Origin of the sequence: Pseudarthrobacter equi, from assembly GCF_900105535.1 — a bacterium.
Taxonomy (GTDB): Bacteria; Actinomycetota; Actinomycetes; order Actinomycetales; family Micrococcaceae; genus Arthrobacter; species Arthrobacter equi.
In genome coordinates this window covers 1,651,894-1,672,716 of the sequence record NZ_LT629779.1, presented here as the reverse complement: position 1 = coordinate 1,672,716, position 20,823 = coordinate 1,651,894, and the positions used below count along the sequence as shown (strand labels likewise).

Here is a 20,823-nt window from a genome sequence, read left to right as displayed (position 1 = left end):
TTTGACTACAATGGACCAATACCTTCACCCCGCTGAGCTGGTTGCTGTTCCACAAGTGGCCACCGTGGCGGGGTCTTTTGCATGTAGGACCATTTAGAGGAGAAGTCCGTGTCTACCACCAACAGCGCAGCTGCAGCCTGGCTTACCCAGGAAGCTTTTGACCGCCTGAAGGCAGAGCTGGACCACCTTTCCGGCCCCGGCCGGGCGGATATCGTCCAGAAGATCGAAGCAGCCCGGCAGGAGGGCGACCTCAAGGAAAACGGCGGATACCACGCTGCCAAGGAAGAGCAGGGCAAGATCGAGGCCCGCATCCGCCAGCTGACCGTGTTGCTTCGGGACGCCCACGTGGGTGAATCTCCCGCCGATGACGGCATTGTGGAGCCCGGCATGATCGTGGTGGCCCGGATTGCCGGGGACGAAGAGACCTTCCTGCTCGGATCCCGTGAAATTGCCGGCGATTCTGACCTGGACGTCTTCAGCGAGAAGTCCCCCCTGGGCTCTGCCATCCTGGGCCACAAGGAAGGCGAGACGCTGAGCTACGTTGCGCCCAACGGCAAGGACATCACGGTGGAAATCCTGTCCGCGAAGCCTTACGCGGCCTAGTTTTCCGTAGCTGCCAAAGCGCCTGCCGCCCCATGGGCGGCAGGCGCTTTGTTGTTTTCAGCTTGTATGGCGGCAGCTACAGGGGAATTGCGCGGTCCCGCTGCCGGTCGTCGCCCGAACGCGGGCGGAGGATCAGTGCGGCCACCACTCCCCCGGCGGCTCCGCCCAGGTGGGCCTGCCAGGAAACGAAGCCGGACACGATGGGCAGCATGCCGAACAGGATGCTGCCGTAGCCCATGAACAGGACCACGGCCAGGAGGATCTGTTTCCAGCTGCGGTTGAAGAAGCCGCGGACCAGGAGGAAGGCAAAGAGTCCGAAGACCAGGCCTGAGGACCCTACGGTGATCCCGCCGTCGCCGATCAGCCAGACGGTGATTCCCGATCCCAGCCAGCTGAGCCCGAGGGCAGTCAGGAAAACCCGGAGCCCGGAGAGAAACACCAGGAAGCCGAAGATGATCAGCGGCAGGCTGTTGGACAGCAGGTGGTTCAGGTTGGCATGCAGCAGCGGAAACGTGAAGATGTCCAGGAGCCCATCAGCGCTCCGGGGCCGCAGTCCGAACGTGCGCGTCAACGACCCCAGCGTCAGCGTGTTGAACAGCTCAATGACGAAGAGGAGTGCCACAAACCCGCCCAGGACGAGCAGCCCGCCCTTGGCGCGCGCCGCCGTCGTTTGCCGCTCCCGGAAGTCCCCGTTCCGCATGAGGCCAGCCACGCGTACTCCTAGTGCACCACGATGGGCTGGAATCCTTCGGCACGCAGCGCGCTGAGGACTTGCTCGCCGTGCTGGTGGCCCTTGGTCTCCAGGTTCACGGTGATGGACACGTCGCCCATGCTGATTGAGCCACCCACGCGGGTGTGGTCCAGGCCGGTGACGTTGGCATCGTTTTCGGCGATGATCCTGGCGATGGTTGCCAGCGAGCCGGGACGGTCATCGAGCATCATGCGGACCGTCATGTAGCGTCCGGCTGCGGAAAGGCCGCGCTGGATCACCTTGAGCATCAGCATGGGATCGATATTGCCGCCGGACAGTACGACGGCGGTGGTCCCGGGGTTTTCGATCTTGCCGTCCATGAGGGCTGCTACGCCGACGGCACCGGCGGGCTCCACCACCATTTTTGCGCGTTCCAGCAGGAAGATCAGCGCGCGGGCCAGCGAATCCTCACTGACCGTCACAACGTCGTCCACGAGTTCGCGGATGATGCTGAACGGCAGCTGCCCTGGCCGGCCCACGGCGATGCCGTCAGCCATGGTGGACACCTTCTTCAGCGGCACCAGGGCGTCGGCTGCGAGGGAGGGAGGGTAGGCCGCGGCGTTTTCCGCCTGCACTCCGATGATGCGGATGTCCCGGCCGAGTTCCTTGGCCCGGGCCTTGATGGCCACGGCGACCCCTGCCAGGAGACCGCCGCCGCCAACGCCCATCAGGACGGTGTCCACTGTGGGGATCTGCTCGAGGATCTCCAGGCCAACAGTGCCCTGGCCTGCCACCACATCAACGTTGTCGAAGGGGTGGACGAAGACCGTCCCCGTTTCGTTGCTGTACCGCTGGGCTTCGGCCAATGCCTCGTCCACGTTGTGGCCGTGCAGGATCACTTCGGCACCGTGGCTGCGGGTGGCTGCGAGCTTCGGCAGCGCGACACCGAGGGGCATGTAGATGCGGGCCTTTATTCCCAGGCTTTTCGCTGCCACGGCAACGCCCTGTGCGTGGTTGCCTGCGGACGCTGCCACGACACCGCGTTTCTTTTCTTCGGGTGACAGGCGGGCCATGCGGACATAGGCGCCGCGGACCTTGAAGGATCCTGCGCGCTGGAGGTTCTCGCATTTGAAGTAGACCTCGCCGCCCACCTGCGCGCCCAGCGCACGGGACGATTCCACCGGAGTGCGCGCAATAATCCCGTCAAGCAGCTTCTGCGCCTCAAGGACATCGTCCAGCGTGACGGGAAGGGTTTGCAGGATGTTCACGTACTACTCTCCTCTTGGTTCGTCCCCGGCGCCCCGCTGGGATGCGGAGTGGGCACCGCGGTGTTCAGCTGTGGTGCCGTCAGACGTGTCGCGTTCGCCGCCAAAGTCCTTGGGCGGCTCAACGTCTTCAATGGTGTTGTCCCCGCCAGCCGGAGCTGTCAGGGGCCTCCCGGCAATCACCGGCACCTGTTCATGTTCCCATGTTCTGGCGGCGATGTAGCGAATGGCCGAGTTTGCTACGGCCAGGATGGGTACCGAAAACAGTGCACCCGGGATGCCGGCAAGGTAGGAACCGGCGGCAACGCTGAGGATGACGGCTACCGGGTGGAGCGAAACGGCCTTGCCCATGACCAGCGGCTGCAGGATGTGGCCTTCGAGCTGCTGGACCGCAAGCACGATGGCGAGCATGATCAGCGCATTCACGGGGCCGTTGGCAACCAGTGCCAGCAGGACGGCAATCACGCCGGTCACCAGGGCACCCACCACCGGGATGAATGAACCCAGGAACACCAGCACGCCCAGGGGAAGGGCCAGGGGTACACCGATGATCGCGGCGCCCACGCCGATGCCGATCGCATCCACAGCTGCAACGAACATCTGGATGCGCGCGTAGCTGACCATGGAGGCCCAGCCCTTGCGTCCGGCGCCGAAGGCGGCGGCCCGCGCCCGTCGCGGAAGCAGCCGAACCAGGAACGCCCAGATCCGGTCTCCCTCCAGCAGGAAGAAAATGAGGATGAACAGGGCGAGGAGCAATCCGGCGGCAAAGTGTCCGGCGGTACTGCCAAAGGAGAGGGCGCCGCTGAGGATGCTGCTGCTGTTGTTCTGCAGTGCGTCGCTGGCCTCCTTGACGTACTGGTCGATCTGGGCCGCCGTCAGGTGCAGCGGCCCGTCGGAGAGCCACGTCTGGACCTGCCGCACGCCTTCGAGCGCCTGCTGCCACAATTCGCCGAAGCCGATCACCAGCTGCCGGCCGACCAGGGCCAGCGCACCGGAGATCACTGCGATAAAGCCAAGGACAGTGGCGGCGACGGCAAGGCCGGCGGGCAGCCCGCGCCGCTTCAGCCAGGCCGTGACCGGGCTCAGCAGCCCCGCGAGGAGCGCCGCCACCATGACCGGGATGATGAGGAAGGTGATGTGGCTCAGGAGCCAGATCAGCGTGCCGGCCATCAGGAGGATGAGGCCCAGGCGCCAGGACCAGGATGCGGCAATCCGCACACCGTACGGGATGTCCCGGTCCAGCTCACGGTCCGTCAGGACCCGGAGGGGTGCCGCCGTGGCGGGGGCTGGAGATGGCCTGGACTGGGTAGCGTCGTCCGCATTGGGCGTCATAAGGAAACTCTAACCGCCCGTGGCGGCGTGGTAGTCGATTCCCCACTCCATGGCGAACGACTCCCCCGGCTCGAGCCAGCGCAGGCCGTCACCGGAGTTGAAGGCGTTGGCCGGACCGGTCATCGGCTCTACGGCGAGCGCGCGGCTCCGGCCGGGGTAGACCGTGCTGACGAAGACGTGGACGTACTGGCAGGATTCGTCCTGCCAGAGGCTTACGCTGCGGCCGTCCGGACCGGCAAGCACATGGCGGGCCTTTCCATCCTCATACCCGAGGCCGGTGAGTGCGACGTCGACGCTGAGGCCGCCTATGGTGCGGCCGGCGCGGAAGTCGGTGTCGCCGTCGACGGGCGCGGAACTGCGGGGTATCAGCCGTTCATCGGCGATGAGCTGGGTGTCGGCCTGGACGGTCAGTACCAGCTCCTCGGCCGGGGTGTCTCCCAGCCGCAGGTAGGGGTGCGCGCCGAGGACGAACGGTGCAGCTGCTGCAGAATGGTTGGTCAGGCTCTGGCGGACCGTGAGCCCCAGGTCTGCGGCCAGCTCGTACCGTACGCGGTGGCGCACCAGGAACGGGTACCCGTGCTGCGGAAAGACCGTGGCTTCCAGGGACACGGAGTAGGGCGACTCGTCCACCAGGGTGTAACCCACATTCCTGAGCAGGCCGTGGCTGGCGTTGTTCCGGGATACCTCGGTGATGTCCAGCTGCTGCTTTTTGCCGTCAAGGACCCAGACGCCGTCCTCCACCCTGTTGGCCCAGGGCGCCAGGGTGATTCCTGCGCCGCCGGGCGGGATGACGTCGTCGCCGTAGGTTTCGGTCAGGAGCACGCCGCCCCGGCTGTAAGAGCGGAGACCGGCGGCGAGCTCGGTAATGACGGCCACGGCGTCGCCGCGGCGAAGTTCGTACTGGCGACCTGAGGCAAAGGCGCGCAGGTGCGGACTGATGGGTGCGTCCTGGGACGAAGACTGGGTCATGCGCCTTACCGTACCGCGGCGCCAGCAGTCGCGCAGAACAGTGAATGTTGTTTTTTGTTCTTAACTATTCTTTTTTGGTTGAACATGCGAAAATATTTCCATGACAGCGATCACCAGCACCAGACTCTCCGACGGCCGGGAGCTGATCTATTTCGATGACCCGGGCACCAATGCGGCACGGGCAACGGGGGCCACCGACCAGCGGGGCCTGCCGCCCCGGGGCGAGCCCGGTGAGGTCCGCTTCGATGCGCTCACCGACGAATGGGTGGCAGTGGCAGCGCACCGACAGGCCCGCACCCACCTTCCGCCTGCGGACCAGTGCCCCATCTGCCCCACAACACCCAACAACCCGTCCGAGATCCCCGCCGCCGACTATGACGTGGTGGTCTTCGAGAACCGATTCCCGTCCCTCGGCCCGGCACTTGGTCCGGTTCCGGAAAACGCTGCATGGGGAACCAAGGGCCCGGCCTACGGCCGCTGCGAGGTGGTGTCCTTCACGCCCGAGCACACGGGCTCCTTCAGCACCCTCAGCGAAACCCGCTCCCGGACGGTGATTGAGGCCTGGGCCCAGCGCACGGAAGCTCTCAGCTCACTGGCGGGCATCAAGCAGGTCTTTCCGTTCGAGAACCGCGGTGCGGATATTGGCGTCACCCTCCACCACCCGCACGGCCAGATCTACGCCTACCCCTACGTCACTCCCCGGGCAGACGTGCTGGGTTCGGCCGCACGGCGCTATTACGAGAAGCACGATGGCCGCGAAACCCTGACCGGCTCCCTCCTCAAGGCAGAACGGCAGGACGGCAGCCGGATGGTCATGGAAGGCGAGAACTTCAGCGCCTACGTCCCCTTCGCCGCCCGCTGGCCGCTTGAAATCCACCTGGTCCCCCATCGCCACGTTCCGGACCTGGCGGCCTTGAGCGGGGAGGAGAAGGACGAGCTAGCGCACGTCTACCTGGACCTGCTGAAGCGCCTGGATGCCCTGTACCCCACTCCCACCCCGTACATCTCTGCCTGGCACCAGGCACCGCTGGAGCCCGAACTCCGCGCCTCCGGCTACCTCCACCTTCAGCTGACCTCACCCCGGCGCGCTGCGGATAAGCTGAAATACCTTGCCGGATCCGAGGCAGCCATGGGTGCCTTCATCAACGACACCACCCCGGAAAGTGTGGCCGAGCGGCTGCGCGCAGCGGTTCCGGCACCTGCCACCGCGGCCGCCGAGGCCGCTCCGTCCCAAGGAGTTCCCGCTTGAGCGCCGCACCCCACCCCACCGCCGATTCAGCCGCCCCGGGCACACAGGACCTGGCTGCCCGCTTTACCCGCGAGTTCGGCGCCGCCCCCGCAGGCGTCTGGCAGGCACCCGGCAGGGTCAACCTGATCGGTGAGCACACTGACTACAACGAGGGCTTCGTGCTGCCGTTCGCCATCGACCGGACTGCCCGGGTAGCGGTGGGCATCCGCCAGGATTCCACCGTGAGGCTGCTGTCAACGTACGGCGACCAGGGCATGGTTTCCACCACGCTCGACGCCCTGGAGCCGGGCTCCGCCAAGGGCTGGACCAAGTATCCCCTCGGCGTGATGTGGGCCCTCCGCGAGCGCGGCATTAAGGTTCCCGGAATCGACCTGCTGCTGGACTCGAATGTTCCGCTCGGAGCAGGCCTGTCCTCGTCGCACGCGATCGAGTGCGCGGTGGTCACCGCCCTCAACGAGCTCACCGGCGCAGGCCTGGCAGCGGAGGACATGGTCCTGGCCACGCAGCGCGCCGAGAACGACTTCGTAGGGGCTCCCACCGGCATCATGGACCAGTCCGCCTCCCTTCGCGGCGCCAAGGGCCACGCGGTCTTCCTGGATTGCCGTGACCAGAACGCCACCCTGGTGCCGTTCGAAACGGAACCCGCGGGGCTGATCCTGCTGGTCATCGACACCAAGGTCTCGCACTCGCACGCCGACGGCGGGTACGCCTCGCGCCGCGCATCCTGCGAACTCGGCGCCGAGGTCATGGGCGTCAAGGCGCTGCGCGACGTCCAGGTGGGTGACCTTGAGGAAGCCAGCGGGCTGCTGGACGAAGTAACGTTCCGCCGCGTGCGCCACGTCGTCACGGAGAACGACCGCGTGCTCCAGACGGTCGAACGCCTGGCCGCCGAAGGGCCCGCCGCTATCGGCACCCTGCTGGATGCCAGCCACGCATCCATGCGGGACGACTTTGAAATCTCCTGTCCGGAGCTTGACCTGGCCGTGGACACCTCGCGCGCCAGCGGGGCCATCGGGGCGCGGATGACCGGCGGCGGTTTCGGGGGTGCGGCGATCGCCCTGACCCCCGTCGCTTCCGAAGAGAAGGTGCGTGCCGCCGTCGTCAGCGCTTTCGCTGAGGCTGGCTATGCTGCACCCGACATCTTCACTGTCTCCCCCGCGGCCGGCGCCATGCGGATTGCCTAGCAACCTGCACGGGCCAGCCGGTCAAGGGGAAGTCGTTAAGACAGAACAGGCCCACCGCAAGGTGGGCCTGTTCTGTTTAAGGATTCGGACGACGGCTGGTGCCGCCGCCGGCCCTAGTCGTCGCCGCGGAGGATTGCCAGCAGGCGGATGATCTCCACGTAGAGCCAGGCCAGAGTGACCGTCAGGCCGAAGGCCGCGGTCCAGGAGAAGCGCTGCGGGGCGCCGCTGCGGACGCCGGCTTCAATGCTGGTGAAGTCCATGATCAGCGAGAAGGCTGCGAGGCCGATGGCGAGCAGGCCGATAACAACGCCGATCACGCCGCTGCGCAGGCCGAAGGGCTCCTGGGTGACGCCGGTCAGCATCATGACCAGGTTGACCACTGAGAACAGGGCGTAACCGCCAAGGGCGATCATGAAGAAGCGCATGGCCTTGGGGGTGGCGCGGACCTTGCCGCTCTTGAACAGCAGCAAGGTGACGGCAAACACGGAGAGTGTGCCCACCACTGCCTGCAGGCCGACGCCCGGGTACTGGGTATCGAGGATGCGGGTCAGGCCGCCAAGGAAGAGCCCCTCAAGGCCGGCGTAGGCCAGGATCAGCGCAGGAGAAGGCTGCTTCTTGAACGTGTTGACGAGGGCCAGGACGAAGCCGCCGAGGGCACCGACGATCATGAGCAGCGACGCGAGCCCCAGGCCGACGGTCAGGGTGACTGCCGCGCCGAGGATGAGAACGCCGAGGCAGGCCGCCGTTTTGACGATCACGTCATCGAAAGTCATCCGGCCGGTATCCGCCGGGCCGGCCGACGGCTGGTTGTACATGTCCTGGAGCTGGTTGTCCGTCATGCCCTGCGGCTGGGCGTTCCAGGTCTGCTGGCCGTAGGGTGCCTGGGCGTACGGCTGCTGGCCGTAAGCCTGCTGGCCGTAGGGGGCGCCGCCATAGGCCTGCGGGGCAGGCGGTGCCTGGGTGGCTCCACGGAAGCTCTTTCCGTTGAAGATCGGGTTTCCGCCAAGTGCCATTGCGGGATTCCTCCATGCTGGGTGTGTGATGGATCTTAAGGTTTACGCTACCAATTCCCACGTAGCCGGCTCCCCTAAAGTTCCCGCCGGCCTTCCTTGCAATACAACCGTGACCTGCCGGTGGAGAGGCCGCGTCCCTGGAGACACCGCTACTCAACAAAGGTTGTTTCCCACGATCCGCGCCATATCGCAGCCGCGGGCCCCGCAGTTGTTATCCGATCGCTACCAATATGGCCTGGACCACGGCATTCACCGGTTCTGATGCGCTGTAGCATAAGCCCAAGCAGGGTGACGGAACTCACACTTGTGGGTGTCGGGCGTCATGGCAATTTTCCCAACCCTGCGACCGTTCGCAGCGGCTGCAATGGCGCGGCCTAGACCGCCCCCAAGTGGAGGTTATCAATTTGAGAAGTACACCCCAAGGCCAGCGGGCCGGAAGGCGCCTCGGTTTGCTGAGACTGTTGGGAGCCATCGGCGCTTCCATCTTCGCAATCCTCCTGGTGGCCGGACCGGCGAGCCAGGCCGCTTCCCCGTCACCGACACCATCCCCGTCGAATCAGACCTTCCAGAACAACATCAGCGGGTTCCTCCGTGATGACACCCGCGCACCCCTGGCGGACGTGACCATCACGGCGAAGAAGGGCGATTTCACCGGCACTGCCAAGTCATCGGCCAACGGCGCCTGGAACATCGGCGTGCCGGAGCAAGGCACCTACACGGTGGAACTGGATGAATCCACGCTTCCCGAGGGCATCAAGCTGGCCGACGGCCAGGACAATCCCCGCGACGTGACATTCAGCCAGACCTCCAACCTCTCGGTGATCTTCGCGTTCGGCAAAGGCATCGTGGTGCAGCAGCAGGACTTCGGCCAGAACCTGCTCAACCGGCTGGTGGCGGGCCTGAGCTTTGGCCTGCTCCTCGCCCTGGCATCGGTTGGCCTGTCCCTGATCTTCGGCACCACCGGCCTCACCAACTTCGCCCACGGCGAGATGGTGACCCTTGGCGCGGTCCTCGTCTTCGGCTTCAATGCCATCGGGCTTCCGTTCTGGCTGTCCCTGATCCTGTCACTGGCGGGCGGTGGCCTGTTCGGTTATGCCCAGGACCGCGGGCTCTGGCGGCCACTGCGCCGCCGCGGCACGGGCCTGGTCCCCATGATGATCGTCAGCATCGGCCTGGCCCTCGCGGTCCGCTACGTGATCCAGTTCTACTTCGGCGGCGCCACCCAGCAGCTGCCTTACGCCCAAAGCCCCGAGATCCAGATTGGCCCGGTTTCCATCTCGCCGAACAACCTGTGGTCCCTGGGCATCAGCGCGGTGGTCATCGCACTGATCGGCATCGTGCTGCTGAAAACCAGGCTGGGCAAGGCCACCCGCGCAGTGGCGGACAACCCCGCTCTGGCTGCCGCGTCCGGCATTGACGTGGACGCCGTCATCCGGCTGGTGTGGATCACCGGCGGCATGCTCGCATCACTGGGCGGCATCCTCTGGGCCTACTACCGCCCTGGCGTCACCTTCGACATGGGCTCGGCCATCCTGCTGCTCATCTTCGCCGGTGTGACCCTCGGCGGCCTGGGAACCGTCTTCGGCGCCCTGATCGGTTCCATCATCGTCGGCATCTTCGTGGAGCTGACCACCGTGTTCGGCCTCGCCGCCGACCTCAAGTACGTGGGGGCTTTGTTCATCATGATCGTTGTCCTCTTGTTCCGGCCGCAGGGCATCCTGGGCCGCCGCGAGCGCGTGGGTTAGGAAACAGACATGGATTTTGGCTTCATTCTTTCCAGCGCCGCCGGCGAAATCTTCAGCCCCACCACGGCCGCCTACGCCATGGCTGCCCTCGGGCTCGCTGTCCACTTCGGCTATTCGGGCCTGCTGAACTTCGGCCAGGCGGGCTTCATGGCCGTGGGCGCGTACGGGTTCGCGATCTCCACCCTGACCTTCGGCGTCCCGTTCTTCGTGGGGTTGCTCATCGCCATTGCGGCCTCCGCAGTCTTTGCACTGCTGCTCGGCATCCCCACCCTCCGGCTCCGGGCGGACTACCTGGCCATCGTGACCATCGCCGCCGCGGAAATCGTGCGCTACATCGTCACCACCAACCAGCTCACTGCGGTCACCGGCTCCGCCAACGGCCTCGCGGCATTTGAAGGCAGCTTTTACGCCATGAACCCGTTCCCCGAGGGCTCATACTTCGGCATGAACAACCGCGACTTCTTCATCCGCGTGGTGGGCTGGGCCCTGGTGGCCATCTGCTGCACCCTTGTGTGGCTGCTGATGCGCAGCCCCTGGGGCCGGGTGCTGAAGGGCATCCGCGAGGACGAGAACGCCGTCCGGTCCCTGGGCAAGAACGTCTACGCCTACAAGATGCAGGCGCTCGTCATCGGCGGCGTCCTCGGCGCCTTGGCGGGCATGATCTTCACCCTGCCCCGCGGTGCCGTGCAGCCTGCCAACTACGGCACCGAACTGACGTTCTTCCTTTATACCTGCCTCCTGCTGGGCGGCCTGGGCACGGTCCTTGGCCCCGTCATCGGGGCAATGATCTTCTGGGTGGTCCTCTCCCTGACCCAGGGCATTCTTTACGGCCTCATTGAGTCCGGTGCCGTTACGTGGCTGAACACCGTCCAGGCCGGTCAGCTGCGCTACATCCTGGTGGGCGTGGCCCTGATGCTGTTGATGATCTTCAGGCCGCAGGGCGTCTTCGGAAACAAGAAGGAGCTGGCGTTCGCGTGAGCATGCACAACGAAAACCCTGAAACGTCCGGTGCCGCGGCCCCGGACTACATGACCGACAGCCGCCCCATCGCAGCGGGTGAAACCGGACCGGGCTGCAAGAAGCGGGATCCGATCGTGGTGGCGGAGAACGTCACCCGCAGCTTCGGCGGCATCAACGCCGTGGATGTGGACTACCTGGAGATCCCGCGGCACAAGATCACCGCACTGATCGGCCCCAACGGCGCCGGCAAGACCACCCTCTTCAACCTGTTGACCGGTTTCGATACCCCCAACACCGGGAAGTGGCAGTTTGAGGGCCACAGCCTGGCGGGGGTATCGCCCTACAAGGTGGCCCGCATGGGCATGGTCCGCACGTTCCAGCTCACCAAGGTGATGGGCAAGCTGACAGTCATGGAAAACATGCGGCTGGGGGCGTCCAACCAGCCCGGCGAAAGCCTCGCCAAGGCCCTGTTCAAGGGCATCTGGGGCGGCCGGGAAAAGGAGATCACGGCCCAGGCCGATGTCCTGCTGGAGAAGTTCAAACTTGACGCCAAAAAGGATGACTACGCCGCGTCGCTCTCCGGCGGACAGCGCAAGCTCCTGGAGATGGCACGGTCCCTCATGGTGCGGCCCAAGCTGGTGATGCTCGACGAACCAATGGCCGGCGTCAACCCGGCACTGACGCAGTCCCTGCTGGACCACATCAAGAACCTGAAGGCGGACGGCATGACCGTCCTGTTCGTTGAACACGACATGCACATGGTCCGGCACATCGCGGACTGGGTGGTGGTCATGGCGGAGGGCAAGGTTGTCGCCGAAGGCCCGCCCGGGGAGGTCATGAAAAACCCCGCCGTCATCGACGCCTACCTCGGCGCCCACCACGACGTCGACCTCGGTGACGCAGAGGGCATCAAGGAGCTCGCTGCCGAACTCGTGGCGGACGACGAATCCATCGTCGGCACCGATAACGCCGGGATCATCTCCCTGGACGTTGTTGGGGACGAGGCCGGCACGGCCCGCCCGGAGGAACCGTCGCCAGGTGACGGGCAACGCGGCAGGCGCGCGCACAGGGACGCCGAAACCGATGGGAACGACCGGACAGATAGGGACAGCCAATGAGCAGCACCAGCGCGGCACCGGCCGCCCAGCCCGTGGACGACGGCGAAGCAGTCGTCAAAGTCACCGACCTCGTGGCCGGATACATTCCGGGCGTCAACATCCTGAACGGCTGCAGCATTGAAGCCCGGAAGGGCGAGCTGATCGGCATCATCGGCCCCAACGGCGCCGGCAAGTCGACCCTCCTCAAGGCCATGTTTGGCCTGGTGAAGGTCCACTCCGGCACCGTGGTGGTCCGCGGCCAGGACATTACCGGACTGAAGGCCAACAAGCTTGTGACCCGCGGCGTCGGCTTCGTCCCGCAGACCAACAATGTGTTTGCGGCCCTCACCATCGAAGAGAACCTCCAGATGGGCATGTTCCAGCGGCCCAAGGACTTTGCGCAGCGGTTCGACTTTGTCACAGGGCTTTTTCCGGAACTCGGGAAGCGCCGCTCCCAGCGGGCCGGTTCCCTGTCCGGTGGCGAGCGCCAGATGGTGGCCATGGGCCGCGCGCTGATGATGGATCCCGCAGTCCTGCTGCTGGATGAGCCCTCAGCCGGGCTCTCCCCCGTCAAGCAGGATGAGACCTTCCTCCGCGTCCACGAAATCAACCGCGCCGGCGTCTCCGTGATCATGGTGGAACAGAACGCCCGCCGCTGCCTGCAGATCTGCGACCGCGGCTATGTGCTGGACCAGGGCCGGGACGCGTACACCGGTACCGGCCGGGAGCTGATGAAGGACCCCAAGGTGATCCAGCTGTACCTGGGCACCCTGGCGGACACCGTCGAGTAGCCCGGAGCCCAAACACAAAGAAGCCCCCGTCCGGTGGACGGGGGCTTCTTTGTGCCTGTGAAGGGTTAGAGCTTGCCGAACTCTTCCTTGACTGCCGTGTACTTGTTGTCGTCCTGGTACTCGTAGATACCGATGTACGCCTCGGTGGGGTCACCGGCGTCGGAGAAGGTCACCGGTCCGGACTGGCCGTCGTAGTCGATGTCCTTGCCCTCGCGGAGCAGGGTGACGCAGGCGGCGAAGGACGTGCACTTCTCGCCGCCCTCCGAAACTTCCTTCAGCTTCGCGGCAATGTCCGTACCCTTGGTGCTCTTGGCAGCTTCCGTGGCCAGGGCGATCAGGTTGACGGCGTCGTAGGACTCACCGGCGTAGCTGTAGTCCTTCAGTGCCGGGTCGATGGCGAGGAGCTTCTTCTTGAAGGCGTCCTGCGCGAACGTACCGGGGATGGTGCCCCGGGCGCCCTTCAGGGTGCCGGCCTGGAAGTCCTTGCTGTAGTCGGAGGTGTTGCCGTCCACCAGGAACATCTGGGTGGGCTTGACTCCCTTGCCGGTCATCAGCGGAACGATGCTCTTGGCCTGGTCGAAGGTGATCAGGGCGATGGCGTCCGGCTTGGCCGCAAGCACCTTGTCCACCTGGCTGCTGAACTGGCTGTCGCCTTCATTGAAGAGTTCCTCGGCAACAACCTGGCCGCCGGCCGCCTCAAAGGATTCCTTGATGTTCTTGGCCAGGCCGGTGCCGTACGCATCGTTCAGGACCACCATGCCGACGGTCTGGGCGCCACATGTCGCCATGTAGTTGCCCAGGACCTTGCCCTGGAGGACATCGGACGGGGCGGTGCGCCAGTACAGGCCCTTGTCATCCCAGGTGGTGAAGTCCGGGGACGTGTTGGCCGGCGAGAACTGGATAACGCCTGCACCGGTGATCTGGTTGATGACCGTCTTGGACACGCCCGAGGACGCGGCGCCGACGATGGCGCTGACACCCTGGCCGAGCAAGGCGGACGTGGACTGGGTGGCGATGTCCGTCTTGGTGTCACCGGAGTCGCGGTGGATCACTTCCACGGGCTTGCCCAGCACGCCGCCGGCGTCGTTGACTTCCTTGATGCCGAGGTTCACACCGGCGATTTCGGGCGGGCCGAGGAAAGCCAGGGATCCGGTGGTGGGCAGCAGCGAGCCGATCTTGAGCGGAGTCTCAGTGCTGCCGGTGGACGGCGGAACAGCTGCCGGCGCCGCGCTCTGCGTAGCTGCGGCGCCCCCTCCTGTTTCCGGTGCGGGGCACGCGATGCCTCCGGCTGATGCGGAGGAAGCGGACTCGGACGTCGTAGGTGTGGACGAACCGCCGCACGCTGTCACCATGAAGGCGACGCCGATGCCAAGCGCTGTCAGCTTGGCAGCGCGGGTTCCCGCCTGGGGGAATAAAGTCATTTACGAGCTCCTCGATCTAAAGGTGCGAACGGCCTTTGACGCGAAAAATCAGGTGTTCCTGATTTAGCTTCAAGCTAATGCAAATCCCAAGCGAAGATAAGTGACTGAGGTCACATCCTTATAACAGTCGTTGCATATGCGAAATTAAACGACGGAAGCCGCCCGCAGTGCGGGCGGCTTCCTCCGATTCGGTGCCGTTTGGCGGGCATCCTCTGCGCCGTACCCCAGGTGGGACTCGAACCCACAACACGCGGATTTTAAGTCCGATGCCTCTGCCAATTGGGCTACTGGGGCGCCGGGTCAATGGTATCCCGTCAGAAGCGTTCGAACGGTTCGGCGTACCGGAACGTCCCGTGCACCCCGCCCGGCCACAGCGCCAGCGGCAGCAGCTGGAAGTGCCCGTCCCACGCGTCATCAGGCGGCAGCACGCCGAAGGACGCCGCCGGGACGAATCCGAACCTGGGGTAGTACTCGGTGCTGCCGAGGAGCGCGATGCCGCTCTCCCCCGCAGCGTTGGCCCTGGCGATGGTCTCCGCCATCAACGCTGATCCGATGCCCTGGCGCTGGAGCCTCGGGGACGCGGCGCATCCCGGCTTTCGGTGGAAAGATCGGCCAACACCTGCAGGGTCCGCTGCGCGTCCGCCGCTGGGACCAGGAGGTGGTCGTGGTGAAAGCCGGCCAGGACGTTGCAGCTGATGCCGGCGTCCGTCAGGGCCCTCGCCACTGCGGCGGTGAGGCCTACGGCTTCCAGCGCCGAGTGGATCTCCAGCGTGATCCAGGCGGCCACGAAGTCGTAGGGAAGGCCCAGCCGGTCGGCCTCCGCGCGGGGCAGGACGACAGTCAGCCCTTCAGCCTCGCGGACGGCCGCCTCAACATGGCCCTCCAGGGGCCGGCCGTGGGGCCAGAGGACATAGACGTACTCGCCGTCGCGCTGGACGGGGTGCATCCCCGCCAACAGGGACTGGAGGTTCTTTTCGGCGGTCATGAGGCCAGTCTAGGAGGCGGGGCCGGCGGGGCCGCACAACGCAAACGGCGGCTGCCCCCTTTCGGGGACAGCCGCCGTCGTGCTTGTGGCGCGAAGCCGGTTACTTGGCCTGGGCCGAGACCGGTTCCTTCGGCTCCACCACGGAGGCGCCGGCGGCCGGGGCCGCGGGAGCAGGGGCCGCAGCGGGCTTGGGTGCCGGGGTGGCGGCAGCAACGAAGGCGCCGCGGGGGTTGTCCAGGTCCAGCAACTGCGTGGTGTCGCGGCCGGCGAAGAAGGCGATGATCCAGTTCAGGACCACGCGGAACTTGCGCTCGAACGTGGGCATGGCCATGCCGTGGTAACCGCGGTGTGCCAGCCAGGCCAGCGGGCCCTTCAGGCCGATGCGGCCCAGCAGGTTGATGTTGGCAACGCCCTTCCATTCGCCGAAGCCGGCCACAGCACCAAGGTTCTTGTGCTTGTAGTCCTTCAGCGGCTTGTCCCAGCGGGATGCCCACAGGTTCTTCGCGAGGCGCTTGGCCTGGCGGAGAGCATGCTGGGCGTTGGGGACGCAGGTGCCGTCAGGCAGGCCCTTGCCGGTGAGGTCCGGAACGGCCGAGATGTCGCCGGCAGCCCAGGCGTTCTCGACGATGCCTTCGTCGCCGCCGATGCGCAGGTCCGGGAGGACGCGGACGCGCCCGCGGGGTTCCAGCGGGAAGTCGGTGGAGCGGACCATGGGGTTGGCCTGTACGCCGGCGGTCCACACGAGGGTATCGGCTTCGAATTCCTGCGCCGGGCTCTTGTCCGGGAGGTTGATGAGCTTCAGTGCGCCCTCAGCGCTGTCCAGCGAGGTGTTGAGCAGGACCTCGATGCCGCGGCTGCGAAGGTGCTCCACAACCCACTCGGCCTGCGGGGCCGTGACCTCGGGCATGATGCGGCCCATGGCTTCAACCAGGACGAAGCGGACTTCCTCCTGCTTGACCCGGGGGTTGTTGCGGACAGCGGCGCGGGCCATGTCCTCCATCTCGGTGATGCATTCGATGCCTGCGAAACCGCCGCCGACAACGACGAAGGTGAGGGCCTTGGCCCGCGCCGCAGGATCGGTCATGGTGGAGCCGAGCTCAATGCGCTCGAGGACCTTGTTGCGCAGCGCAACGGCTTCCTCAATGGTCTTCAGGCCGATGCCCTTGTCCGCGAGGCCCTTGATGGGGAACGTGCGGGTAATGGCGCCGGCCGCCAGGACTACGTCGAAGTAGGGAACCTCGAAGGTCTCCCCACCGTCGGACGGAGCCACAACCGCGGTGCGGTTGGCGTGGTCGATCGCGGTGACGCGGCCCTGGATCAGTTCGGACTGCTTGAGGTGCTTGCGGTGGGACACCACGGCATGGCGGGCCTCGATGTTGCCGCCTGCCACCTCGGGAAGGAACGGCTGGTAAGTCATGTAGGGCAGCGGATCAACGACGGTGACGATGCCACCTGCATTCGCGATCTTCTTCTGCAGTTTGAGTGCTACGTACAGGCCGACGTACCCGCCGCCGACGACGAGCACCCGGGGACGGTCCTGGAGCTGTGGGGTGGTTGCCATGCCTTCAAGGATAGCCCAGTTTGTGAAAATCTTCACTAACTGCGTCAGGTGCCCGTAACGCTACGGCTTCCGCTCGGAATCCACCTTGTCCAGGACCCCTGTTTCGGTTTCGTCACGTGCCAATGCAGGGTTCCTGGCGGCCCTCGTCAACTGGACGGCGGCCGCGGCGATGATCGCGAGGAACAGGAGCGCGAATCCGATCACGACGGCGGCGCTGATCGCGCTGTCCCGCTGCGAGGGAGCCTCGGCCGCGGGCACAGTCGCTTCGGGAAGCGTGGGCACCGCGCTGGGGACGTCCGCGGTGGGCAGCGGCGCAGGGGTGGCCAGGTTGCCGCGGCGGTGGACCCGGATCCATTCGGCCACCGAGCCCAGCGGGTTGCTGGAAGTCTCGGGCACGTCATCCTTGAGCGCGGCCTCGGCGTTGAGGATCCCGTAGCCGTACAGCGGGTCCTTCCCCGGAACGCCGGCGTCCTTGGCGGTGGTGACAATGCGGTTGATGACCTGCTCGGCGCTCATGGACGGCCACTTGGACCGGATCAGCGCTGCCACCCCGGAGACGATGGGCGTGGAACCGGACGTTCCCGCCCATTCCGCGTAGCCGCCGCCCGGAAGCCCGCCCAAAAGGTCCTCGGCCGGGGCCGCGACGCCGATGCTGATGCCCTGGGACGACGCGTCCACGCTGGCCGTGTTCTTGCGGTCCAGTCCGGCAACTGTCAGGACACCGGGGATGGTGGCGGGTGCGCCCACCTGGATGTTGCCACCCACGCGGTTGCCGGCGGCCGCCACGATGACCACGTCCTTTTGTTCGGCGTAGAGGAAGGCGGCGTCCCAGCTCTGCGGCCACTGCGGGGTTGTGCTGCCGAGGGAAATGTTGATGACCTTGGCGCCGTTGTCCACGGCCCAGCGGACGGCCTCCGGAATCTGGTCCTGGTCGCTCTTGCCCGAGGGGTTGGTGGACCCCAGCCAGGTGGAGACGGAGAGGATCTCAGCCTCCGGGGCCACACCCACGATGCCGTCCGGCCCCTGGGTGGCAGCACCGGGCGATGGCTTGGGGCTGGCGGTGGCAGGCTGGTGGCCGCGGCCGGCGAGCATGGTGGCTACGAGGGTGCCGTGTTCCGGCTTGGAGCCGACGCTCTTTTGCCCGTCAGGCTGGCCGGCGCCGGAGGCGTCGTAGCCCCCCACCACGGCGCCTTTGAGGTCCGGGTGCAGGGCGTCCACGCCGCTGTCGATGACAGCCACCTTGACGCCGGCACCCTTGGACACCTCCCAGGCCTTAGTGATGCCGGATTCGGCGAGCCAGTATTGCTTGTCGCGCCAGTCGTCAGCGTGGGCGGCCGGAGCGGCCACGAGGCCGGCGCAGAGGCAGCAGGCCACCAGGACAAGGGCCAGCACCGCCGACCCCGACCTCCGGAGAACGGATGCAGGTGAGGAAACCATGGAATCAGCCGATGCTCAGGGCAATGCCGTCAAGGATGTCGTGTTCACTCGCCGTTGCGGTGGTGACCCGGCCGCCTGAGAGCCGGTTCACCTGCTCCAGGATGCGGCGCCACACCAGTCCCCCGGCGCCGATGACGTCCACCCGCCCGGGGTGCATGTACGGCAGCCCGGCACGGTCGGCGCGGACCATGCCCAGGAGGTCCGACGACGCGTCCCGCACCGTGTCGATGGGCAGTTCGGCACCATGGATGGCCTCCGGCGAGTACTCGGTCAGCCCGAGGGCGTGCGCCGTGATGGTGGTGATGGAGCCTGCAACGCCGACGACGGCGGTGGCGCGTTCCAGCGGGACCTCACGGCCGGCGAGGGCAATGGCTTCGTCCACGTCGGCTTCCGCGGCGGCGATCTGTTCGGGGGTTGGCGGATCGTTCCGCAGGTGCCGCTCGGTCAGGCGGACGCAGCCGATATCCACCGAACGGGCCGCGGTGACGCCGGCTCCGGTACCCAGTACGAACTCGGTGCTTCCGCCGCCGAGGTCAACCACCAGCACCTCGTGGCCGTCCAGGATGGGCAGGACGCTGCTGGCCCCGACGAAGGACAGCGCGGCCTCTTCGTTTCCGGAGATGACCTCGGGGGCCACACCCAGCAGGTCGCGGATGCCGTCCACGAAGACGTCCCGGTTCCGGGCGTCCCGGCTGGCGGACGTCGCCACGAACCGGATCTTTTCGGCGCCGTGCCGGCGGATGAGCTCCGCATAGTCAGCGGTGGCCGCGAAGGTGCGGTCCAGTGCTCCCTGGGTGAACTCCCCCGTGGCGTCCACGCCTTCCCCGAGCCGGACCACGCGCATTTCCCGGACGACGTCCGTGAGGCGGGGGGTGCCGGTGCTCCGGTCGATGTCGGCGATGAGCAGGCGGATGGAGTTGGTGCCGCAGTCGATGGCGGCCACACGTGTCATTCCGGGGCCTCCGTGGCTGTGGCGGACTTCCGCACCGGTGCCGGCCGGCCCACGATGCCGGGCAGGCCCTGGGGTCCGTGCCGGCTGAGGTCCTTGGACGGAGCCTCGCCCGTGGAGTCCCAGGCGCCGTCGCAGTAGCAGCGGTCCGCGGTCCACCATTCCTGGATGCGGACCAGTGCATCGTCACCCAGGGGGTTGACGCCGGGTCCGGCGGCCAGGGAGTGGCCCACCAGGACGTGGAGGCACTTGACGCGGGTGGGCATGCCGCCGGCGGAGACGCCGTCGATTTCGGGGACGGCGCCGATCCCAGACCGCTCCCCGATGGCATCGCGGGCGGCCAGGTAGGCCTCATGGGCGGAACGGTAGGCCGCGGCAAGCTGGCTGTCGGCGGCGAGTTCGCCGTTCATCTCGTTCATGACGCCGGCTGCCTCAAGCCGTGAGACGGCGGACGTGATGACGGGGTGCGTCAGGTAGAACGTGGTGGGGAACGGGGTACCGTTGCCCAGCCGCGGGGCGGTGGCCGCCACGAGGGGGTTGCCGCAGACGCAGCGGGCAGGAATTTCCACCACATCGCGGACGGGTCGTCCCAGCTGCCTGCTCAATACGTCCAGGTCATGTGCGGATGGTTGGCGGGAGTTCTCCCGGGCGGCTGCCGTGTTGTTTTCCACTGTCGCGGGCCGTCCTTCCTGTTGCGTTTATTCAGTCGCCGCGCGCGTGATGGACTCCCACAGGGAATCCACCCACGGCAGATCTGCGGGGTCTTGGGCGGCTGCGGCACCGGGCTGGCCGCCGGTTTCGTCGGCCGGCAAATCGCTGCCGAATACCCAGTAGCCGGTTTCGCCCGGCATAACCATGTTAATGCGGTCGCGGGCCTGCTGCTTCACGTAGTTGGGGTCCTGCCACCGCGAGACCTGTTGGCGGAGGGAGTCCCCGGCGGCCTGGCGTGCGGCGATGTCCGCGTTGAGGGCGTCGATTTCGGCTTTCTTGTCGAAGAAAACCTTGACCGTGGGCGCCAGCATGATGGTGATGGCAATCATGACCACTGCCAGGGCCAGCATCCGCCCGGAGAATGCCTTGGCCGGGACGGGCTGCTGGTCCGCTTCCGGGGACGGGGCGCCACCCTTCGGGACGGTCTTCCCGGCAGTTGCGCCGGTCCGTGCGGTGCCCGCCGCGGCGGTCTTGGCCTGCGCCGGGCCGCTTCCGGATCCGCTGCGGGTTCCAGCCGGGCTGCCGGAGTTCCTGCCTGCCGGTGATGAACCCGCCGCGCCGCCCGGAGCGTGACCGGCGCCGTCCTTGCCGGAACCGAAGTGCGCCCTGATGACGTCGGCACCCTGCGCGTGACCGGCGTCGGACGTGTCCTTGGCTGGGCGGTTGGGGGCGACCTTGGGAACTTTGGGACGGCGGGTGGCCATGACACTCCTGAAACGCGGCCTGCCTGCGGCCGCCACTGTCTGTGATGATCCTTTATTGCCACAGCGCGGTTGATTAACAACTAGCGCCGGGCAACAACCGGGCGGACGGGCTGCTGCAGAAACAGCAGCGGTGGCTATGGTCTTTCAACCATAGCC

The 20,823-nt window shown here is 66.4% G+C and carries 20 protein-coding genes and 1 tRNA gene; 7 read left to right on the top strand and 14 right to left on the bottom strand.

The window, feature by feature from the left end:
• Window positions 1-108 precede the first annotated feature (108 nt).
• Window positions 109-603 carry a transcription elongation factor GreA gene (gene greA / locus BLT71_RS07630; RefSeq protein WP_091718961.1) on the top strand — a complete coding sequence of 165 codons (495 nt, stop codon included), beginning with the start codon at window positions 109-111 and terminating at the stop codon, window positions 601-603.
• A gap of 76 nt (window positions 604-679) precedes the next feature.
• Here greA and BLT71_RS07625 read toward each other — a convergent pair whose 3' ends face one another.
• From BLT71_RS07625 to BLT71_RS07610, 4 genes are read right to left on the bottom strand one after another with little or no spacing between them, the layout of a single operon-like run.
• Complete coding sequence (locus tag BLT71_RS07625) at window positions 680-1,303, bottom strand: rhomboid family intramembrane serine protease (RefSeq protein ID WP_091723889.1); 624 nt, start codon at window positions 1,301-1,303, stop codon at window positions 680-682.
• A gap of 20 nt (window positions 1,304-1,323) precedes the next feature.
• The gene (gene ilvA / locus BLT71_RS07620; RefSeq protein ID WP_056081962.1) at window positions 1,324-2,562 is read right to left on the bottom strand and encodes a threonine ammonia-lyase; all 1,239 of its coding nucleotides are present in this window, start codon (window positions 2,560-2,562) and stop codon (window positions 1,324-1,326) included.
• Between the two features lie 3 nt (window positions 2,563-2,565).
• Window positions 2,566-3,891, bottom strand: coding sequence for an AI-2E family transporter (locus BLT71_RS07615; protein ID WP_091718959.1), 1,326 nt, complete (start codon window positions 3,889-3,891; stop codon window positions 2,566-2,568).
• Window positions 3,892-3,900: 9 nt separating this feature from the next.
• Window positions 3,901-4,860 carry an aldose 1-epimerase family protein gene (locus BLT71_RS07610; protein ID WP_091718957.1) on the bottom strand — a complete coding sequence of 320 codons (960 nt, stop codon included), beginning with the start codon at window positions 4,858-4,860 and terminating at the stop codon, window positions 3,901-3,903.
• 100 nt (window positions 4,861-4,960) lie between these two features.
• Here BLT71_RS07610 and galT point away from each other — a divergent pair, with 100 nt between their 5' ends.
• Both galT and galK read left to right on the top strand, forming a co-directional pair.
• A complete protein-coding gene (gene galT, locus BLT71_RS07605; protein WP_091718955.1) occupies window positions 4,961-6,109 on the top strand; it encodes a galactose-1-phosphate uridylyltransferase in 1,149 nt (382 codons plus the stop codon).
• A complete protein-coding gene (gene galK / locus BLT71_RS07600; protein WP_091718954.1) occupies window positions 6,106-7,293 on the top strand; it encodes a galactokinase in 1,188 nt (395 codons plus the stop codon). The genes galT and galK overlap by 4 nt, the downstream gene beginning before the upstream one ends.
• A gap of 113 nt (window positions 7,294-7,406) precedes the next feature.
• On the opposite strand, the gene BLT71_RS07595 is transcribed toward galK, so the two are convergent.
• Window positions 7,407-8,306: a Bax inhibitor-1/YccA family protein gene (locus BLT71_RS07595; RefSeq protein ID WP_091718952.1), complete on the bottom strand. Its 900-nt coding sequence runs from the start codon at window positions 8,304-8,306 to the stop codon at window positions 7,407-7,409.
• Window positions 8,307-8,755: 449 nt separating this feature from the next.
• Here BLT71_RS07595 and BLT71_RS07590 point away from each other — a divergent pair, with 449 nt between their 5' ends.
• From BLT71_RS07590 to BLT71_RS07575, 4 genes are read left to right on the top strand one after another with little or no spacing between them, the layout of a single operon-like run.
• Entirely contained in the window at window positions 8,756-10,051 is a 1,296-nt protein-coding gene (locus BLT71_RS07590) for a branched-chain amino acid ABC transporter permease (protein ID WP_231994476.1), read from the top strand.
• Between the two features lie 9 nt (window positions 10,052-10,060).
• Complete coding sequence (locus tag BLT71_RS07585; protein ID WP_015936444.1) at window positions 10,061-11,029, top strand: branched-chain amino acid ABC transporter permease; 969 nt, start codon at window positions 10,061-10,063, stop codon at window positions 11,027-11,029.
• A 2-nt stretch (window positions 11,030-11,031) separates the two neighbouring features.
• Complete coding sequence (locus tag BLT71_RS07580) at window positions 11,032-12,129, top strand: ABC transporter ATP-binding protein (RefSeq protein ID WP_091718948.1); 1,098 nt, start codon at window positions 11,032-11,034, stop codon at window positions 12,127-12,129.
• The gene (locus tag BLT71_RS07575) at window positions 12,126-12,899 is read left to right on the top strand and encodes an ABC transporter ATP-binding protein (RefSeq protein WP_015936442.1); all 774 of its coding nucleotides are present in this window, start codon (window positions 12,126-12,128) and stop codon (window positions 12,897-12,899) included. Before BLT71_RS07580 ends, BLT71_RS07575 begins: the two co-directional genes overlap by 4 nt.
• A gap of 65 nt (window positions 12,900-12,964) precedes the next feature.
• On the opposite strand, the gene BLT71_RS07570 is transcribed toward BLT71_RS07575, so the two are convergent.
• The 9 genes from BLT71_RS07570 to BLT71_RS07535 form a co-directional block, all read right to left on the bottom strand.
• Complete coding sequence (locus BLT71_RS07570) at window positions 12,965-14,320, bottom strand: ABC transporter substrate-binding protein (RefSeq protein WP_091718946.1); 1,356 nt, start codon at window positions 14,318-14,320, stop codon at window positions 12,965-12,967.
• Window positions 14,321-14,540: 220 nt separating this feature from the next.
• Window positions 14,541-14,614 (bottom strand) — tRNA-Leu (locus tag BLT71_RS07565).
• Between the two features lie 20 nt (window positions 14,615-14,634).
• A complete protein-coding gene (locus BLT71_RS20755; protein ID WP_231994475.1) occupies window positions 14,635-14,859 on the bottom strand; it encodes a hypothetical protein in 225 nt (74 codons plus the stop codon).
• Window positions 14,859-15,305, bottom strand: a complete 447-nt coding sequence (locus BLT71_RS07560; RefSeq protein WP_231994474.1) for an ACT domain-containing protein — start codon at window positions 15,303-15,305, stop codon at window positions 14,859-14,861. The genes BLT71_RS20755 and BLT71_RS07560 overlap by 1 nt, the downstream gene beginning before the upstream one ends.
• Window positions 15,306-15,405: 100 nt before the next feature.
• On the bottom strand, window positions 15,406-16,866 hold the full coding sequence (locus BLT71_RS07555; protein WP_091723888.1) for an NAD(P)/FAD-dependent oxidoreductase: 1,461 nt from the start codon (window positions 16,864-16,866) through the stop codon (window positions 15,406-15,408).
• 60 nt (window positions 16,867-16,926) lie between these two features.
• Window positions 16,927-18,303, bottom strand: coding sequence for a S8 family serine peptidase (locus BLT71_RS07550; RefSeq protein WP_091718944.1), 1,377 nt, complete (start codon window positions 18,301-18,303; stop codon window positions 16,927-16,929).
• Between the two features lie 4 nt (window positions 18,304-18,307).
• Complete coding sequence (locus BLT71_RS07545) at window positions 18,308-19,255, bottom strand: Ppx/GppA phosphatase family protein (RefSeq protein ID WP_091718943.1); 948 nt, start codon at window positions 19,253-19,255, stop codon at window positions 18,308-18,310.
• Window positions 19,252-19,923, bottom strand: coding sequence for a DUF501 domain-containing protein (locus tag BLT71_RS07540; protein ID WP_091718940.1), 672 nt, complete (start codon window positions 19,921-19,923; stop codon window positions 19,252-19,254). Before BLT71_RS07540 ends, BLT71_RS07545 begins: the two co-directional genes overlap by 4 nt.
• A gap of 27 nt (window positions 19,924-19,950) precedes the next feature.
• On the bottom strand, window positions 19,951-20,667 hold the full coding sequence (locus BLT71_RS07535) for an FtsB family cell division protein (RefSeq protein WP_091718938.1): 717 nt from the start codon (window positions 20,665-20,667) through the stop codon (window positions 19,951-19,953).
• Window positions 20,668-20,823: the final 156 nt, after the last annotated feature.

Excerpts from the sequence above, each read along its gene's own strand:
- BLT71_RS07575 (WP_015936442.1), top strand. The coding sequence starts at position 12,126 with ATGAGCAGCACCAGCGCGGCACCGGCCGCCCAGCCCGTGGACGACGGC.
- BLT71_RS07595 (WP_091718952.1), bottom strand. The coding sequence starts at position 8,306 with ATGGCACTTGGCGGAAACCCGATCTTCAACGGAAAGAGCTTCCGTGGA.
- BLT71_RS07545 (WP_091718943.1), bottom strand. The coding sequence starts at position 19,255 with ATGACACGTGTGGCCGCCATCGACTGCGGCACCAACTCCATCCGCCTG.
- BLT71_RS07570 (WP_091718946.1), bottom strand. The coding sequence starts at position 14,320 with ATGACTTTATTCCCCCAGGCGGGAACCCGCGCTGCCAAGCTGACAGCG.
- BLT71_RS07585 (WP_015936444.1), top strand. The coding sequence starts at position 10,061 with ATGGATTTTGGCTTCATTCTTTCCAGCGCCGCCGGCGAAATCTTCAGC.
- BLT71_RS07610 (WP_091718957.1), bottom strand. The coding sequence starts at position 4,860 with ATGACCCAGTCTTCGTCCCAGGACGCACCCATCAGTCCGCACCTGCGC.
- BLT71_RS07560 (WP_231994474.1), bottom strand. The coding sequence starts at position 15,305 with ATGACCGCCGAAAAGAACCTCCAGTCCCTGTTGGCGGGGATGCACCCC.
- BLT71_RS07550 (WP_091718944.1), bottom strand. The coding sequence starts at position 18,303 with ATGGTTTCCTCACCTGCATCCGTTCTCCGGAGGTCGGGGTCGGCGGTG.
- BLT71_RS20755 (WP_231994475.1), bottom strand. The coding sequence starts at position 14,859 with ATGGCGGAGACCATCGCCAGGGCCAACGCTGCGGGGGAGAGCGGCATC.
- BLT71_RS07535 (WP_091718938.1), bottom strand. The coding sequence starts at position 20,667 with ATGGCCACCCGCCGTCCCAAAGTTCCCAAGGTCGCCCCCAACCGCCCA.
- galT (WP_091718955.1), top strand. The coding sequence starts at position 4,961 with ATGACAGCGATCACCAGCACCAGACTCTCCGACGGCCGGGAGCTGATC.
- BLT71_RS07625 (WP_091723889.1), bottom strand. The coding sequence starts at position 1,303 with ATGCGGAACGGGGACTTCCGGGAGCGGCAAACGACGGCGGCGCGCGCC.
- BLT71_RS07555 (WP_091723888.1), bottom strand. The coding sequence starts at position 16,866 with ATGGCAACCACCCCACAGCTCCAGGACCGTCCCCGGGTGCTCGTCGTC.
- BLT71_RS07580 (WP_091718948.1), top strand. The coding sequence starts at position 11,032 with ATGCACAACGAAAACCCTGAAACGTCCGGTGCCGCGGCCCCGGACTAC.
- BLT71_RS07615 (WP_091718959.1), bottom strand. The coding sequence starts at position 3,891 with ATGACGCCCAATGCGGACGACGCTACCCAGTCCAGGCCATCTCCAGCC.